The 16,129-nt window shown below is 72.9% G+C and carries 16 protein-coding genes; 2 read left to right on the forward strand and 14 right to left on the reverse strand.

Translation table 11 applies throughout. The features are described from left to right. Positions 1-63 precede the first annotated feature (63 nt). Both ACFC02_RS15980 and ACFC02_RS15985 read right to left on the reverse strand, forming a co-directional pair. A complete protein-coding gene (locus tag ACFC02_RS15980; protein WP_376356973.1) occupies positions 64-333 on the reverse strand; it encodes an SHOCT domain-containing protein in 270 nt (89 codons plus the stop codon). Positions 334-471: 138 nt separating this feature from the next. Then, entirely contained in the window at positions 472-1,368 is an 897-nt protein-coding gene (locus ACFC02_RS15985) for a universal stress protein (RefSeq protein ID WP_376356918.1), read from the reverse strand. Between the two features lie 270 nt (positions 1,369-1,638). Here ACFC02_RS15985 and ACFC02_RS15990 point away from each other — a divergent pair, with 270 nt between their 5' ends. Continuing rightward, a complete protein-coding gene (locus tag ACFC02_RS15990; protein ID WP_376356920.1) occupies positions 1,639-2,994 on the forward strand; it encodes a nicotinate phosphoribosyltransferase in 1,356 nt (451 codons plus the stop codon). A 159-nt stretch (positions 2,995-3,153) separates the two neighbouring features. On the opposite strand, the gene ACFC02_RS15995 is transcribed toward ACFC02_RS15990, so the two are convergent. From ACFC02_RS15995 to ACFC02_RS16005, 3 genes are all read right to left on the reverse strand, one after another. After that, on the reverse strand, positions 3,154-3,882 hold the full coding sequence (locus tag ACFC02_RS15995; protein ID WP_376356922.1) for a CBS domain-containing protein: 729 nt from the start codon (positions 3,880-3,882) through the stop codon (positions 3,154-3,156). Positions 3,883-4,120: 238 nt separating this feature from the next. Continuing rightward, the gene (locus tag ACFC02_RS16000; RefSeq protein WP_376356924.1) at positions 4,121-4,987 is read right to left on the reverse strand and encodes a universal stress protein; all 867 of its coding nucleotides are present in this window, start codon (positions 4,985-4,987) and stop codon (positions 4,121-4,123) included. Between the two features lie 36 nt (positions 4,988-5,023). After that, positions 5,024-5,929 (reverse strand): universal stress protein, encoded by a 906-nt coding sequence (locus tag ACFC02_RS16005; RefSeq protein ID WP_376356926.1) that lies wholly within the window; start codon positions 5,927-5,929, stop codon positions 5,024-5,026. 318 nt (positions 5,930-6,247) lie between these two features. Between ACFC02_RS16005 and ACFC02_RS16010 the strand changes: the two genes are divergently transcribed. Continuing rightward, positions 6,248-6,703: a universal stress protein gene (locus ACFC02_RS16010; RefSeq protein ID WP_376356928.1), complete on the forward strand. Its 456-nt coding sequence runs from the start codon at positions 6,248-6,250 to the stop codon at positions 6,701-6,703. A gap of 291 nt (positions 6,704-6,994) precedes the next feature. Here the strand turns inward: ACFC02_RS16010 and ACFC02_RS16015 are convergent, their stop codons facing one another. The 9 genes from ACFC02_RS16015 to ACFC02_RS16055 all read right to left on the reverse strand — a co-directional run bounded on the left by ACFC02_RS16015 (position 6,995) and on the right by ACFC02_RS16055 (position 15,954). Continuing rightward, positions 6,995-7,882, reverse strand: coding sequence for a pyridoxamine 5'-phosphate oxidase family protein (locus ACFC02_RS16015; protein WP_376356930.1), 888 nt, complete (start codon positions 7,880-7,882; stop codon positions 6,995-6,997). Between the two features lie 163 nt (positions 7,883-8,045). After that, a complete protein-coding gene (locus ACFC02_RS16020; protein WP_376356932.1) occupies positions 8,046-9,797 on the reverse strand; it encodes a GAF domain-containing protein in 1,752 nt (583 codons plus the stop codon). Positions 9,798-9,965: 168 nt separating this feature from the next. Next, entirely contained in the window at positions 9,966-10,658 is a 693-nt protein-coding gene (locus ACFC02_RS16025; RefSeq protein WP_376356934.1) for a response regulator, read from the reverse strand. 122 nt (positions 10,659-10,780) lie between these two features. Next, positions 10,781-11,254, reverse strand: a complete 474-nt coding sequence (locus tag ACFC02_RS16030; RefSeq protein ID WP_376356936.1) for a hydrogenase maturation protease — start codon at positions 11,252-11,254, stop codon at positions 10,781-10,783. Continuing rightward, positions 11,251-12,633, reverse strand: coding sequence for a Ni/Fe hydrogenase subunit alpha (locus ACFC02_RS16035; protein ID WP_376356938.1), 1,383 nt, complete (start codon positions 12,631-12,633; stop codon positions 11,251-11,253). The genes ACFC02_RS16030 and ACFC02_RS16035 overlap by 4 nt, the downstream gene beginning before the upstream one ends. Beyond that, complete coding sequence (locus ACFC02_RS16040; RefSeq protein ID WP_376356940.1) at positions 12,630-13,508, reverse strand: oxidoreductase; 879 nt, start codon at positions 13,506-13,508, stop codon at positions 12,630-12,632. The genes ACFC02_RS16035 and ACFC02_RS16040 overlap by 4 nt, the downstream gene beginning before the upstream one ends. Before the next feature lie 3 nt (positions 13,509-13,511). Next, positions 13,512-14,330 carry an FAD/NAD(P)-binding protein gene (locus ACFC02_RS16045; RefSeq protein ID WP_376356942.1) on the reverse strand — a complete coding sequence of 273 codons (819 nt, stop codon included), beginning with the start codon at positions 14,328-14,330 and terminating at the stop codon, positions 13,512-13,514. Then, positions 14,327-14,785, reverse strand: a complete 459-nt coding sequence (locus ACFC02_RS16050) for a Crp/Fnr family transcriptional regulator (protein ID WP_376356944.1) — start codon at positions 14,783-14,785, stop codon at positions 14,327-14,329. The genes ACFC02_RS16045 and ACFC02_RS16050 overlap by 4 nt, the downstream gene beginning before the upstream one ends. Continuing rightward, positions 14,782-15,954, reverse strand: coding sequence for a 4Fe-4S dicluster domain-containing protein (locus ACFC02_RS16055; RefSeq protein WP_376356946.1), 1,173 nt, complete (start codon positions 15,952-15,954; stop codon positions 14,782-14,784). Before ACFC02_RS16055 ends, ACFC02_RS16050 begins: the two co-directional genes overlap by 4 nt. Positions 15,955-16,129: the final 175 nt, after the last annotated feature.

The raw sequence follows: 16,129 nt of genomic DNA on the forward strand, positions 1-16,129 counted from the left end.
CGGGCAAACCCGCCCCCCCCCCCGCCCCCCCCCGGGGCCCCGCGACCAGCCTCCGCGCAGGTCTCACCGTTCGGGCCGGCCGGGGCCCTGCCGCAGAACGCTCAGCCGACGCCGGTACTCGTCCTCGTCGATCTCCCCGCGGGCGAAGCGCTCGGCCAGCAGTTGTTCGGGGGTGGGGCGTCCGGTGCCGCCGGGTGCCTGCGAATGGCCCGCACCACGGGTCAGGACGCGGGCCAGGAGGATTCCGGCGGCGATCAGCAGCACCCAGAAGAACAACGTCCCCAGACTCATGGCGAACCAGCCCCAACCCGGCACGCCGTGGAACCAGAACATCCTCACCACCCACTTCCCGCCTGCTCCCGATGGCAGCGGCTGTCACGGAGCGCCCGCGCCCGCCGCGCCATGCCCTCATCCTCGACGCCCGGGCCGAGCACCCTCTGCGGCGCAACCACCTCGGGGGTCCTCGGGACGTCATGGGTGCGCCACGACCGCCACCGGTGCGGTGGCGTGATGCAGGACGCCGTGGGCGACAGGGCCGATGTGGGTTCCCAACGGCCCCCGGCGCAGGCGCCGTCCCACGACGACCAGGGACGCACCCCGGGACGCTCCGACCAGGAGCTGCGCGGCGTTGCCGAACCGCGAGTCTTCGACGACCTCGGTGTTCGGGTGCTTGTGCCGCCATGGGTGCAGCACCTCGGTCAGGACGGCGGTCGCGCTCCTGGCGGCCGAGGCGTGCAACTCGGCGTCGGCCGCCGGGGTGGGTCCGAAGTAGGGCGGCGGGTACCAGCCGTGAACCACGCGCAGTGACGTGGTGCGGCGCTCCGCCGCCCTGAAGGCGAACTCGATCAGCCCGTCGTCCGGGGCAGCGGTGTCGAGTCCGAGTACGACAGGCCGGCAGTGGGCGTCCCGGACGGACGGGCGGTACCCGGACGACTCCTCGTGATCACCGTCGACGAGGTGCCGGTCGGCTCGGACGAGCACGACCGGCCGTTCGGCGTGCGCCGCGACGGACAGGCCGACGGATCCCACGAGGAACCCGCCCACCCCGCCGAGGGCGCGCGAGCCGAGAACCAGCAGTTCTGCTTCGTTCGCAGTCTGGCAGAGCACCGCGGCAGGCCGTCCGGGAAGGTGCGCGACGCTCACCTCGATGTGCGGGTGGCGCCGCCGCACGTCCCCGCCCACATCGCGGAGCATCTGTCCGGCCTGGTCCTGGAGCGTGTCCATGCCTGGAAGCGGCGCCTGTTCCAGAGGCTGCCACACATGAACCAGTCTCAGCGGCGCCCCGAGGAGCCCTGCCTCCCGCGCCGCCCAGTCGGCGGCAGCCCGGCTCTCGGGGGACCCGTCGATGCCGGCCACAACGGTACGCATGCTCTCCGCCTCCTCCCGTCGCGAGCGCGGCTCTCCATCCACGGTGTCCGACGGGCCTCGCCTGGAGGAGAGCCGAACGGCTCGGAATGGGGGCCGAGCGTCCCGGCCGCGGCGACGGGGCGAAACGTCGCGGCGGACCCGGCGCCGCGCGCCCGCCGCCGGGTACCGATCGGCCCTACCCCGGCCGGGCGGGCCCGCCGACGCTGGGAGAGGGCGCCGGGCTCGCAGGAGAGCCGCCCGCTTCCGGCCCGGTCCCAGCAGGTGAGCGCGATGTCGGATGTGACCACCACGGACCTGTACGAGGTGACGATGGCGCTGTCCTACCTGCGCGAGGGAATGGACAGTGCGGCCACGTTCAGTCTCTTCGTGCGTGACCTGCCGCCCGAGCGGGGGTTCCTCGTGAGCGCCGGAGTCGAGTCCGCCCTGGATTTCCTGGCCGGCTTCGACATCACCTGCGCCGACGTGCGTGACTTCGCCGCCGCCCTGGGCCGCCCGCCGCAGGAACTCGCGAGCCTGCGCGGCCTGCGCTTCCGCGGCGAGGTGCGTGCCGTTCCCGAGGGGCGCGTGGTCTTCTCGGGTGAGCCCTTGCTGGAGGTCACCGCGCCGATGGCGCAAGCGCAACTGGTGGAGACGTTCCTGCTCAACCAGGTCACCCACCAGACGAGCGTCGCTTCCAAGGCCGCGCGCTGTGTCCTGGCGGCGGCCGGTCATCCGGTGATCGACTTCTCGTTGCGCCGTACCCACGGCGTCTCGGCCGGTCTGCAGGCGGCCAGGGTCGGGGCCATCGCGGGTTTCGCGGGGACCAGCGACGTCGCCGCAGCGGTCCGGTGGAGACTTCCCGCGTCCGGCACGATGGCGCACTCCTACATCGAGGCGTTCCCGGACGAGGAGGGTGCTTTCCGTGCCTTCGCCCGCGCCCATCCGGGGCCGGTCACCCTGCTCGTGGACACCTACGACACACTCCGTGGTGTGCGGACGGCGGCTCGGGTCCTGCGGGACATCGGCCGCGGTCCCGGCTGCGCCGTCCGTCTCGACAGCGGAGATCTCGGGGAGCTGGCCCGCCGCTCCCGGCGGGTCCTGGACGCCGCGGGGCTCTTCGAGGTCGGCATCGTCGCCAGTGGCGGCCTCGACGAGTACGGCGTGGACGCCCTGGCGCGTTCCGGGGCGCCCATCGACGCCTACGCGGTCGGCACACGTGTCGGCACCTCGGCGGACGCCCCCTATCTCGACTCCGCCTACAAGCTGGTCGAGTACGACGGCCGCCCGGTCATGAAGCTGTCGTCGGCGAAGGCCACGACACCAGGACGCAAGCAGGTCCACCGCCGTCCCGGCGCACCCGACCTTGTCGCGCTGTACGACGAGCCCGCTCCTGACGGCGCGGAACCCCTCCTGCGCACCGTGATGCGTGACGGCCGCCGCACCGGCCCGCCCGACACCCTCGCGGCGGCGCACGCGCGTCTGGTACGGGACCTGGCAGGGCTGCCCGAAGCCGCCCTCCGTGTGCGCGCCCCGGCCCCACCCGTGCCGAAGTTGTCGGCCCGCCTGTCGCACACCACCGAGGTGCTTCGCGAGCGCCTCGTCGCCCGCGCCGGTGCGGCGTCGGGGACGGCCGGCAGCAGTCGCTGACCGTCACCGGAGGCTGCCGCGCAGACCAGCGGTACGACCGCCCGGCCACCGGCACGGCCGAGAGACCGTGCCGCGGAAGGCAGTCGGGCAGGACACCTGCGGGCCGACGTCCGCCGGCTCCGCGCAAGCACCTCGGTGAGGCGACGGGAGCGCACACCTTCAGGGGCCGTGCAGCCACTCGTCGAGTCCACCCTGCCTGCTGCCGTCGGCGAGGCGTACGTGCGAATCGTCGACCCGGTGGGTGAGCCTGTCGACCACCTCGACCACCCCGTCGACCTGCCGGGTCATCGACATGGCGATCTCGGTGTCGCTCCTGCGTTCCAGACGGCCTTCCAGCGTGACGACGCCCTCGGTCACCGAGACCGCGATGCTGCGCGGGGCCACTCCCAAGGTGTTCACCAGCACCTCGCGGATGACCTCCTCGCGGATCTCGATGTCCGGCCGCAGGAACACCCGCAGCAGGTCGCGCCGGGTGACGATGCCGACGAGGCGATCCTCGTCGTCGATCACCGGCAGCCGCTCGACCTGACGCTCGGCCATGGTCCGGGCGGCCTCCACGATGGTCTCGTCGGCGTGCACGGTGACGGGTGGTTGCGTCATCAGCTGCCCGGCCGTGCGGGCCTTCGCCTTGACCGCCTGGCGCCGGGCGGACAACGTGAGCAGGACACGGAAGTGGCGCCCCGGCTCACGCGAAGCCGGTTCGAGCACCTGGCGCGTCATGAGGTCCGTCTCCGAGATCACGCCGATGACGTGCTCGTCCTCGTCCACGACCGGGAGACCGCTGATCCGGTGGGCGTCGAGCAGGCGCGCGACCTCCTTGAACGGAGTGCCGTACTCGGCCCGGACGACGTCGTCCGTCATCACCGAACCGATCTTGTTGTGCTTCATGTCCGTTCCTCCTCGGCCCTGTCGGCACGGACGACAACTCCCCGGACCGGCTTCATGTCTCGGACGTGTCGAGCATCCTGCGACGGGGGGCGGGAGCCCAGGGGCTGTCCGGGGGCGTCCCCCGGGGCCGGTCGGCCCTAAGCCGCAGATGGACGTTCGGCCACTGACGCCCACGTACTGGTGGCGGACCGCCGGGCCGGCTGACCGTGTTCGCTGGGGCCTCACACCAGCCGCGGCCTCACGTCTCCTCGGGTACCACGGCGACGGGGCACGCCGAGTGGTGCAGGACGGTGTGGGCGACCCGGCCGAGCTGCAGCCCGAAGCGCCCCGGACGGCGCCGGGCCCCGACCACCAGCAGGTCCGCCTCGTGCGCCGCGGCCAGGAGCACCCTGTGGGCGGGCCCCTCCACGGTGCGTCGCCGCACCTTCACATCCGGGAGAAGATCCCGCAGCGCCGACTCCAGCGCGTCGACGGCCTGCTCCTCGTACAGGCGCTCGGGCGCGCCGGCGAACAGCGGATGGTCGATCGTCTCGTGCGCCGGGCACCGCCAGGCTCGTACGGCATGCAGTACCACCCCGCGCCGCTCGGCCTCCTGGGCGGCGAACCGCACCGCTGCCGCCGGCGCGCCCCCGACGCCGACGACGACCCGGCCGTGCACCGCCGTACGGGCCTGGTTGTCGTTGCTGCTCCGCACCACGAACACCGGGCAGTCGGCGTGCGCGGCCACGAACAGGCTGACCGACCCCAGCAGCAGGTTCACCACGCCGCTGCGGCCACGGCTGCCCACCACCAGGGCGGAGGCGTTCTTGCCCTCCCGGACCAGCGCGTACGCGGGTTCCTCGGGCAGGGCGGCCATACTGATCGCGAGGCCGGCCTGCCGGCCGCGAGCACGGCGGGCGCCGGCCCGGACGATGTCCTCGGCCAGAACCCGCGCGTCCGGCCTGCCCAGCTCCCGTGCGAGCGCGGAGCCCTCGTAGCGTTCCCAGAGCGAGGCGTGCACCACCCGCAGCGGAACCGCGCGCAGGGCGGCCTCGTCAGCCGCCCATTCGACCGCCCGGAGGCTGGATTCGGATCCGTCCACACCGACTACCAGGGGAAGGTCCATCGTCCTCATGCTCCCATGCGTGTGTCTTCGAGGGGTTCAGCCGTCTGCCACGACGGCGACCGGGGCACCGGCGTGGTGCAGGACGGCGTGGGTGACGTGCCCGATGTGCGGCACCGGCGCGGTGCGGCGAAGGCGCCGGCCCACCACGACGAGGGAAGCGCGCCGGGACGCCTCGACCAGCAGCTCGGCAGCGCTGCCCGAACGCGACCTCTCGACGACCTCGACGTGCGGGTACCGCTGCCGCCAAGGGCGCAGCACGTCGGTCAGGACGGCGGCCCGGCTCACGGCGGGCGATCCGGCCAGGCCGGCGTCCGCAGGCCTGCCGTGGCCGGAGTACACCGGCGGCCGCCAGCCGTGCACCACGTGCAGTCGGGTGTCGCGGCGCCGGGCCGCCTCGAAGGCGAGCCGGATCGGTTCCCCGCCCGGGTGGCCGGTGTCCAGTCCCAGGACGACGTCCCGGAAGGCGGTCGCGGCGGACGGGATGCCCACGGGGTCCATCTCGTGCTCATCCGCGGCCTGCTCACCGGCGCGGACCGAGACGACCGGCCTTTCGGCCCGCGCCAGGACGGCAAGGCCGACCGAGCCGGCCAGGAACCCCGCGACCCCGCCCAGGGCACGCGAACCCAGCACCAGCAGTTCCGCGTCGTCGGCGGCCTTGGTGAGTGCCTCGGCCGGAACACCGGACAGTTCCTCGGTGCTCACCTCGACGTCGGGGTGACGCAGCCGCAGGCCGGCGAGGGCCTCGTGGAACGTCCTCTCGCTCCAGTTCCGACGTGTCCGCCCGTCCAGGAGCCGCGTCAGCGCGACGGGCTCGGACACCGGTTCCCACACGTGTACGAGCTTGACCGTCGTGCCCAGGAGCTGAGCCTCGCGCGCCGCCCATTCGGCGGCTGCCCGGCTCTCGGATGATCCGTCGAGGCCGACGGCGACGGGGCGGCACATCGTCCCACCTCCTGCAAGTGATCCGTCTAGAGCATGCGCTGCCGACCCTCCGGGCGGGCAGGGGCCGCAAGTCCCCTGTTCCGGCCGACCGACCCGCTCGCACGCGGCGGGCCGGCAGCACAGCGCCCTGCGCGGGCCGTACCGCCTGCCTCGTGGCGGGTGCGACACCGGAACGGGAGCAGGCGGGCCGGCGGATCCGGCGGCGCGCGATCGCCCGCCCTCTTGCCGGCGCGGGCGCGCCCGGGGCGCCGGCTGGCAGGGTTCCGCTCCGCCCGGCAGCGTGGAGGCAGGCAACAGCGACGTTCCAGTGAGGTGGTCATGCAGTCGTCAGAACCTGAGCCGCGGGTGGTCGTGGGGGTGGACGGTTCGCCGTCGTCGTACGCCGCGCTGCGCTGGGCGGTGCGGTACGCGCGGCTGGTGGGCGGTGTCGTGGAGACGATCCATGCCTGGGACACGCCGTCGGACGTCGGCTGGACCGGGCCGGCGATCGATCCCGAATTCGATCTGGAGCAGGCCCGGGAGCGGTTCGCGGAAGAACTGAGCAGCGTCTTCGCCAAGCAGGAGCGCCCGGCCGGACTGCGCGAGCACCTCGTGGAAGGCGACCCGTCCGAGGTGCTCATCCGCGCCTCACAGGGCGCGGAAGTCCTCGTCGTCGGCAGTCGTGGCCGTGGCGCCTTCAGCCGGGCGATGCTGGGTTCGGTCAGCCAGCGCTGCGCCCAGCACGCGGCCTGTCCGGTGGTCGTGGTCCGCGAGGACCACCACCGGGCGCGCTGACCGTTCACGACGGCGGCACACCGGCGGGACGGCGTGAACACCCCTGACCGGACGCCCGTCACCGAAAGGCCGCACGGATTCCTGCTCCGCCACGTCGCGCGAGACGGGCAGGAGTTCGTCGCCCGGCAGGACCCGCATGCCCCCGGCGACCGGAACGCGGGCGGGGCGTCCACGGCCCCCTCTCGCGGCCCGCCGCGCCGTCCTGAGCCAGGCACCGGTTCCGGCTCCGAGTGTTTTCAGCCGGTCCGCTCCGCCCGGCGGCGGGTCGCGGGCGACGGCGGCTGTCCGCCCTCACGTGCCGGCCGGTGTGATCCGGCGCCCCGTGAGGCGGGTGGGGAGCACTCGCACCCAGAGCGGGCGTTCGCCGCCGGCCCAGGGTTCGCTACGGGCCCACTCCCCCAGGCGGCGGGTCGTCTGCGGGTCTTCCACGGCCTCGGCACGACCCACCACGAGCACGCTCCAGCCCCGGCTCATCGCCTCGTCGATGCGGTCCACCTCGAACGCGACCTCGTTCCCCACGGCCCCGGCAGGAGCAGAGCCAGGCGCGGTACGGAAGAACACGGCGTCGTCCATCACGTCGTAGTTGACCGGGAACGCGGCGGGCCCCTGCGGGGTGGTGAACGCGATGCGCCCCACTCCGTGCGTGGACAGCAGCGCCCTGCACTCCTGCGGGGACAGGTCCGTCAGCTCAGGGCGCAGGAGGGCCTGGCCCCGGCCGGGTGGCAGCTCCTGATCGTCGCCGCGCAGAGCGGCGAGTGTGGTGTCCAGCGCGTCGGCCAGGCGCAGGACCGTTGCGGTGCCCGGATCGGACGGGCGTTGTTCCAGATAGCCGAGGTACTGCGGCGCCATCCGGGCCCGGGCCGCCGTCTCCTCCAGGCTGAACCCCCGGCGGCGGCGGGCCGCCGCCAGCCGTCGTCCGAAGTCACCCGGCTGCCCCGCCGCGGGAGCCGCGGGTTCAGCGGGGCTCGTCCCGCCGGTCGGAGCCTCTTCCCGTACCAGGTGCCGGACGTGCGCGTCCGGCCCGGGGAAGAGCAGCGTGACCTCGCCGGTGTCCGACCAGCGCACGTCGTACGGAGGTGTGCCGTCGTCGTGGTGCAGGCCGACGATCTCGCCGTCACGCCGGGTGACGCCGGTGACCGGGCTTTCCACGAGCAGTCGATCGCCAATCTGAGCATGCATGATCATGCCCTCCCTCATGGACTCCGCTTCCCAGGATCACCCGGGTCCGTCACCGGCACCAACGGCCCGAGGTCCCGCCCGGCAGGGACGTACGGCGCGGTTTCCCCGGCTTGGCGTCCTGCGTACCGGCTCCCCGGCCGTCACCGCTGTGGTCTGCGGCCGTTCAGCTCTCGGCCGGCCCCTGCGTGCCGCTGACCGGCGCGTGCCACACCAGCGTGGTTCCCCCGCCCTCGGGAGTGGTGATCTCCAGACCGCCGCCCAGTTTGCGGGCGCGTGCGGCCATGTTGGCCAGACCGCTGCGGCGGCCTCCGGGCGGGATCCCGATGCCGTTGTCGACGACGGTGAGGCGCACGGTCGTGCCGTCGGTTTCCAGTACCGCTTCGGCGCGGTCCGCCCGGGCGTGACGCGCGATGTTCGTCAGGGATTCGGACAGGACGGCGACCACGTGGTCCGCGGTCTCCCGCGGCACATGGGTGTCGAGCAGCCCTTCCATCCGCACAGCGGGCGCGAAGCCGAGCACGGGAGTGGCCTCAGCGATCACCCGGACCGCACGTGTCCGCAGGCCGGAGGAGGCTTCGTCGTCGCGGGTGTGCAGGCCGAAGATCGTCGACCTGATGATCTTGATGGTCTCGTCCAGGTCGCCGACGGCCCGCAGGACACGCTCCTTGGCTCCCTCGTGGTCGATGAACCGGCCCGCGCTCTGCAAGGTCATCCCGGTGGCGAAGAGGCGCTGGATGGCCAGATCATGCAGGTCCCGGGCGATGCGGTCGCGGTCCTCCAGCAGAGCGATCTGCTCGGCGTCCTGGCGGCGTTCGGCCAGCTCCATGGCGAGAGCGGCCTGCGCGGCGAAGCCCTTCAGCGTCTCCAGTTCCTGCTCCGAGAAGTCGTCGGCGCCCGCCTCACGGGCCAGCAGGAGGACCCCCCGGACGTGCTCGCCGGAACCGATGGGAACCGCCACCGCCGGTCCGAGGCCCGCGAACCGCGGCGGCCCGGCCGTCACGCGTTCGTCGTGCGCGACGTCCGGACTGCTCACAGGTGCGCCAGTGGCGAACGCCTGTCCGGTGAGAGTGCCTTCCACTGCCAGCACCAGCCCGCGGTGCGCCTCCGCCTGCCGGCCGATGGCCAGTTCGACGGTGAGGGTGCCGGTGTTCTGCACGGGCGTGGACATCACCGCCAGGGCGGCCCTTGTGATCTCCCGAGCGCGCTCCGTGATCAGTCCCAGCACCTCCCTCTGAGCGGCACCCGACATGAGGCTGCGGGTGATCTCCGCGTTCGTCTGCAGCCAGCGCTCACGCAGTCGGGACTCTTCGTACAGCCGCGCGTTGTCGATCGCCACGCCGGCCGCCACCGCCAGCGTGGACAGGACCGACTCGTCCTCGTCGTCGAACTCGCCCCCGCCGCGCTTCTCCGTCAGGTACAGGTTGCCGAACACCTGGTCGCGCACCCTGATCGGGACGCCGAGGAAGGTGCTCATCGAGGGGTGGTGGGGCGGGAAGCCGTACGACGACGGGTGCTCGCCGAGCTCGGTGAGGCGCAGAGGCTCCGGGTTCCGGATCAGTTCGCCGAGGATGCCGTGGCCCTCCGGGTAGGAACCGATCGCGGCGATGTCCTCCGCGCCGACCCCGACCGTGTGGAACGCCGACAAGCGGCTGCCGTCCGGGCCGATCACGCCCAGGGCCGCGTACTCGGCGTCGACCAGAACCGCTGCGGCCTCCACGATGCGGTGCAGTACCTGCGTCAGCTCCAGCTCCCGGCCGACGGAGAGCACGGCCTCCAGCAGGCTGTGCACCCGGTCCCGCGTACCACGGGCGGCGTCCAGCCGCGCCTGCAGTTCATCCAGCAGTTCGTCGAGCCGCAGGTGGGGCAGCCGCACACGGGCCGTTTGGGCCTGATCGAACTCCTCGGGGATTCCCACCGGTCATCCTCCAAGCCCCCGCGACACACCGAGAGCCGCTCGCTCATCTCCACCCTAGCGACTGTGGCACGGCGCGTCCCGGTCACCTCCCGCCGGGGGCACTCACGGCCGACCGAAGCCGGGGACGCGGGCCGGTCCTTCGCGAGGAGCGAGCAGTTCGCACCCTGCTCAGCGGGTGTCACCGTGCAGTCGGCCCCGGGCCTGCGTGGCGATGACGGCGGCCTGGATCCGTCGCTCGACTCCGAGCTTGGCCAGCAACCGGGAGATGTGGTTCTTGACCGTCTTCTCGGCCAGGTAGAGACGCTGGCCGATCTGGCGGTTGGTGAGGCCCTCACCGATCAGGGCGAGGATCTCCCGTTCCCGGTCGGTCAGGCCGGGCAGCGCGTCCGGTTCCTCCTCCTGCTGCTGCCCTCCCCGCAGCCGGGCCATCAGCTTGGTGGCGGCGCTGGGATCGAGCAGCGACTGACCGCGGGCCACGGTGCGCACGGCGGTGACGAGGTCGGAGCCCTGAATCTGTTTCAGCACGTACCCGGAGGCGCCGGCCATGATCGAGTCCAGCAGCGCCTCCTCGTCGTCGAAGGAGGTCAGCATCAGGCAGGCCAGTGCCGGCAGACGAGAACGCAGCTCACGGCAGACGCTCACACCGTCACCGTCCGGCAGCCGTACGTCGAGCACCGCCACGTCGGGGCGCAGGGCGGGAACGCGCGCCAGCGCCTGCCGGGCGGTGCCGGCCTCGCCGACCACCTCGATGTCCGGTTCGTCGTCCAGCAGGTCGTGCACCCCGCGCCGCACCACCTCGTGGTCGTCGAGGAGGAAGACCCGGACAGGGGTACCGGGTTCGACCTGCTCACTGTGCGCCATCGGTCACTCCTCGTGGTGCGCTCGGCCGTCCACAGGAATCTTCACCCGGGCCGGGACGAATGGCCAGGGCCGGCCGGCCCTGACCCGGCGCGCCCGGCCCGTCGGACAGGAGCCGCGTCCGCTCACGGACGGTGGTCGTACGCCTCCCTCACGCTGGCAAGGACGCGGTCGATCAGGGCCGGCAGGGCCGAGCGAACGGCTTCGCTCAGACCTGTGCCGAGTTCCACGTCCGCCACCTCCACGGCGTGCACCACGAGTTCCCGTGGGAGCCGGTCCAGGGCATGTGCCAGGGCGAAGCACTCTCCGAGGCCGAGGGCGTGGGTGCTCGTCGAGGCACTCGCGCCCGTCGCCGCTTCGGTGACCGACAGCGTGTGCAGCCGACCGGGTCGGGCCGGCCGCCCGCGAACGGATTCCACCACCACGACGGTGTCGGCACCGCACCACAGGTCGAGCATCCGCCCCACTTCGCCGTCGCTGACCCTCAGCACGGTGTCGTCGGGGACTCGCTCGCGCAGGGCCTCCACCACGGCCGGACCGGCGCCGTCGTCGCGGCGGAAGGCGTTGCCCACGCCCACCACGACGACGCGGCCGCTCATGTGTGCTCCACCGTCAGGTCGAGGAAGTGGGCGGCGCAGGAGATGCACGGGTCGTGGTTGCGGATGACCCGTTCGCACAGCGTGGTGAGTTCCTCGTCGGCGGCGGGCGGTCCGGGCATGTCCAGGCGCGTCTGGACCGTCCGGCGCAGGTCCGCCTCGATGGCCGACTGGTTCTGGGCCGTGGGCGGGATGATGCGGGCGGCCGAGAGGGTGCCGTCCTCGGTCACGGCGTAGCGGTGGTAGAGCAGTCCCCGGGGTGCCTCGGTTGCGCCGGTGCCGACCGCCTCGCGCGGCCGGACGTCGATGGCCGGCCGGGCCGGGGGCTCGTAGGCGTCGATGATGCACAGTGCTTCCTCGATGGCGTGCACCACTTCCACGGCGCGCACGACGATGCTGCGGAACGGGTTGCGGCAGACCGCGCCGGCGGCACAATCGCCCAGTCCCGCGTCCCGGGCGGCCTCGGCCGCCGCGGGGTGCAGCCAACGGCTGTTGAGGGCGAAGCGGGCCAGTGCGCCGGTCAGGTAGCGGCGCCCGTCGAGGGTGGCGGTCAGAGCGGTGGAGTGTGCCACCTGCTCTTCGTGTACGTGCTGTTCGAAGTCGGCCACGCGGAAGGCACGAGGTGGAGGCCACGGCCCGGTGTCACCGTCGCCGGAGGCCGGGCCGCTGTCGTCGGAGGCGGGCAGGACCGTGGGCGTTCCCGAGTCGACGGCGTAGCGGCCCGGTTCACTCAGGGCGAGCAGGGCGTAGTCGCACACGGCGTCCGGAAAATCGAATCCGGCCACCCAGCGCACGGTTTCCAGCGCGTCCTCGCGGGCCTGCCGCAGCCGTCCGGCCAGCGCGCGCAGCTCGTTCGGTGCCGGGGTCCGGTAGAAGCCGCCGACGCGTACGTTGACCGGGTGGATGGATCGGCCGCCCAGCTGTTCCAGGACCGCGTTGCCCGCCTGCTTGATCCTCAGGCCGCGCTCCACGGCGGCCCGGTCGTCGCGGGCGAGTTCGACCGCGCTCGGGTGGCCGAGGAAGTCGGGAGCGTGCAGCAGGTGGATGTGCAGGGTGTGGCTCTCGATCCACTCACCGCAGTACAGCAGTCGGCGCAGTTGCGCGAGCGGGCCGTCGACGGTGACACCACACGCGTTCTCGATCGCCAGACAGGCGCTCATCTGGTAGGCGACCGGGCAGATGCCGCAGATCCGGGCGGTGATGTCCGGTGGCTCGGTGTGTCCGCGGCCGACGAGGAACGCCTCGAAGAAACGCGGGGGTTCGTAGATGCGCAACCGCGCCTGGGCGACCGTGCCGTCATGGACCTGCAGGTGGAGGGCGCCTTCGCCCTCCACGCGGGCCAGTGCCTCCAGCCGCAGCACGCGAGATCCGCGATGGCTCATTCGGCCCCTTCCGCAGTCGTGTCCTTCTCAGCCCGTGAGCTGCCCGGCGCCTCTTCCACGAGCCCGGGCACGGGGGCATACTCCGGTGCGGCCGCGTTGAAGGTGTGAAAGACACGCAGGATGTCCCGCTCGCTCATACCGTCGTGGCGCAGTTCCCGGACCATGGAGCGCAGGTTGGGCCGGGCGGTCGGCCCGAAGCAGCCGTAGCAGCCGCGTTTGTACGCCGGGCAGATGGCGCCGCACCCCGCATGGGTGACCGGGCCGAGGCAGGGGGTGCCGTGGGCCACGGTGATGCAGGTGGTACCGCGCCTCTTGCACTCGAAACACACACTGTGACCGGGAATGCCGGGTTTGCGGCCGGCGAGGCAGGCGGTGATGACCTCCAGGAGCTGGCGGCGGTCGATGGGGCAACCCCGCAGCTCGAAGTCGACCGGTACGTGTGCCGAGACCGGGGTCGACGTGGCGAGCGTGGAGATGTACTCCGGACGGGCGTACACCGCGGCGCGGAACTCCGCCACCTCCCCGAAGTTGCGCAGCGCCTGGATGCCACCGGCGGTGGCGCAGGCCCCGATGGTCACCAGACGCCGGGAGAGGCGCCGGACGTGCCGGATGCGCTCGGCGTCCTGCGGCGTGGTGATGGAGCCCTCGACCAGCGAGAGATCGTAGGGGCCTCGTCCGGCGAGTTCCGCGCGCTCCCCTCCCGGCCCCTCGGCGGCGGACATCTCCAGGAAGTGCTCGATGCGCACCCGGTCGGCGAGGGCGAGCAGTTCGTCCTCGCAGTCGAGCAGGGTCAGCTGGCAGCCGTCGCAGGAGGCGAACTTCCATACGGCGAGTGCCGGGCGGTGGCCGGCGTCCGGGCCGGTGTCCGTGTCCACAGTTCACAGCTCCCGTACCGCCAGGAGGGGCTCGGCCCGGTCGTAGGCGACGACGGGGCCGTCGCGGCACAGCAGGAGCGGGCCGAGCTGGCAGTGGCCGCAGTGGCCGGTGGCGCAGCGCATGGTTCGTTCCAGCGACACCTGCAGACGGTGCGCCGGGACGCCCCGGCCGGCGAGGGCGCGCGCGGTGTGGCGGATCATCACCTCCGGCCCGCACACCAGAGCGTGGGTACGGGCCGGCCGGAGGGCGAACCGGTTCAGGAGCGCGGTGACGACGCCCACCTCACCGGGCCAGCCGGGCAGGGGCCGGTCGACGGTCACCCCCACCCGGGCCTGCCCCCGCCAGCTTTCGACCTCCTCCCGGTAGACGAGGTCGGCCGGGGTGCGGGCGCCCACGAGGACGCCGAACCGCGTGTGAGCCGCGGGCCGGTCGAGGAGCACGTGCACCACCGGTCTGAGCGGGGCGAGCCCGATGCCACCGGCGATCACGAGCACGTCATCACCGGCTGCCGCCTCCAGATCCCATCCCGTGCCGAACGGGCCGCGCAGACCCACCGTGTCGCCGTCGCGCAGCCGGTACAGCGCCGTCGAGGTCGCGCCCACCGCACGGACGGTGTGCACCAGCCCGCCGTGCGGGCCGTGCAGAGCGCTGACCGAGACGGGCACCTCGCCGACCCCGAAGGCGTAGATCATCGCGAACTGACCCGGCGAGAACGGCGGCAGTTGCCGCGCCACGGGTACCAGTTCGAACGACCGGGTGTCCGCGGTCTCCTCCACGGTGGAGGCGACCCGGTAGGGCAGCGGAGGCGTCGCCGTGTTCATGCCGGGCGGCTTCCGTATGGCCCGTACATGTCCAACAGCCTGACACGGGTGGCTTGCAGGCGCTCGGCGACGACGCCGGTGAAGTGGCGCATCAGGACGTAGCCGAGTGCCGGGTCGGCCGCGCACAGGCCGAGTACGGGGCCGGCGGGGAACTGCGTCGCCCGGACCGCGTCCGCCGTCCGGGCCCCCAGGTGCCAGCGGTACGGCGGGGAGATCCACGACCAGCCCAGCAGCTGGCCCGGGCCGAGCGATTCCACCACGGGCGCGGGGTGCCGCCCCGGAACGTGGATGTCGAGGTCGACCTGGCCGCTGCGCAACAGCCAGAAGCGGTCGGCCTCCCCGCCCTCCTCGAACAGCCGCGTGCCGGCCGGGAACGCCGCCTCCAGACCGAGGGCGAGCAGGCGTTCACGCTGGGCGGGGGGAAGGAAGTCGAGCGGCGTGGCCGGACCGGTCATGCGCCCTCCTCCGAGGGCCGGGAACGCGACCAGTCGTGCAGGGCGGCCGCTTCCTCGGTGATGTCGATACCGACCGGGCACCAGACGATGCACCGGCCGCAGCCGACACAGCCGGAGGAGCCGAACTGGTCGTACCAGGTGCCGAGTTTGTGGGTCATCCACTGGCGGTAGCGACTGCGCGTGGACGCACGGACCGGGCCGCCGTGCAGGTAGGAGAAGTCGAGGTCGAAGCACGAGTCCCACACCCGCCACCGTTCGGCATGGTCACCCGTCAGGTCGGTTACGTCCTCGGTGGTGGTGCAGAAGCACGTCGGGCACACCATGGTGCAGTTGCCGCAGGTCAGGCAGCGTCCGGCGACGTCGTCCCAGCGAGGGGCGTCCAGCGTGCCGGCCATCAGCTGCCGCAGGTCGGTTTCCGGCATGGTCCGCCCCATGCGTTCGGCGGCAGCGGCGACGCCGGCCCGGGCCGCCTCCCGGGTGGCGCGATCCGCCGGCCGCGCCGGGAGTTCCGCGAGGATCTCGTCGCCTTCCGCGCTGCCGCTGCGGATCCAGAAGCGATGACCGTCGTCATCGACCACCTCCGTCAGCACCAGGTCATAGCCCGGGCCGGCCGCAGGCCCCGTACCCATCGAGACGCAGAAGCAGGTGCCCGCGGGCTCCGTGCACTCGACGGCCACCACGAACGCTCCCGAACGGCGCCCCTCGTAGACGGCGTCGCGATGGGCTCCGCCGACGAGGACCCGGTCCTGGACGGCGATGGCCCGCAGGTCGCACGAGCGCACTCCGAGGAACGCCCAACGGGGAGGCCGCGTCAGGTCGGCGCTGAACACCGTCTCCTCACCGACCCGGTCGGCGGACCACTGCCGTACCCGCGGCGGGTGCAGGAACGTCTTCCACGACTGGGGCCCCGCCGCGTTGGCGAAGGCAGCGCCGTCCGGCCGTTCGCGCAGCCGGTAGCGTCCGGCCTCCGCCTCCACACCCCACCCGTAGGGCAGCTGGTCGGCCGACTCCAGCTCCGCCAGGACGATCGCACCGTCCCGCGCGGTGGGGCCGACCACGGTGTACCCGCGCCCGGCCAGGATGTCCACCAGGGCGGCCATCCCGTCCTTGCCCATCACCCTGCCCGGCGAGGCGGCCGCCGCGGCGGTCTCACCGGTGTCCGTGTCCATGGCATCTCCTTCGGCACGGCGAATGGCTCTTACGGCTCGCCGGTGTCGGGGAACCGGCGAAGGCCGGCTGCCCCGGTGCACCGTGCGGGCTCCGCCGTCCGGGGCACGTCGATCCTGCCGGGCGCCGGACGGCAGCCAGGTGGTTGCTCACCTCGACCATGCCCTCGACGTCCCC

Origin of the sequence: Streptomyces sp. NPDC056160 (assembly GCF_042268205.1) — a bacterium.
GTDB lineage: Bacteria > Actinomycetota > Actinomycetes > Streptomycetales > Streptomycetaceae > Streptomyces.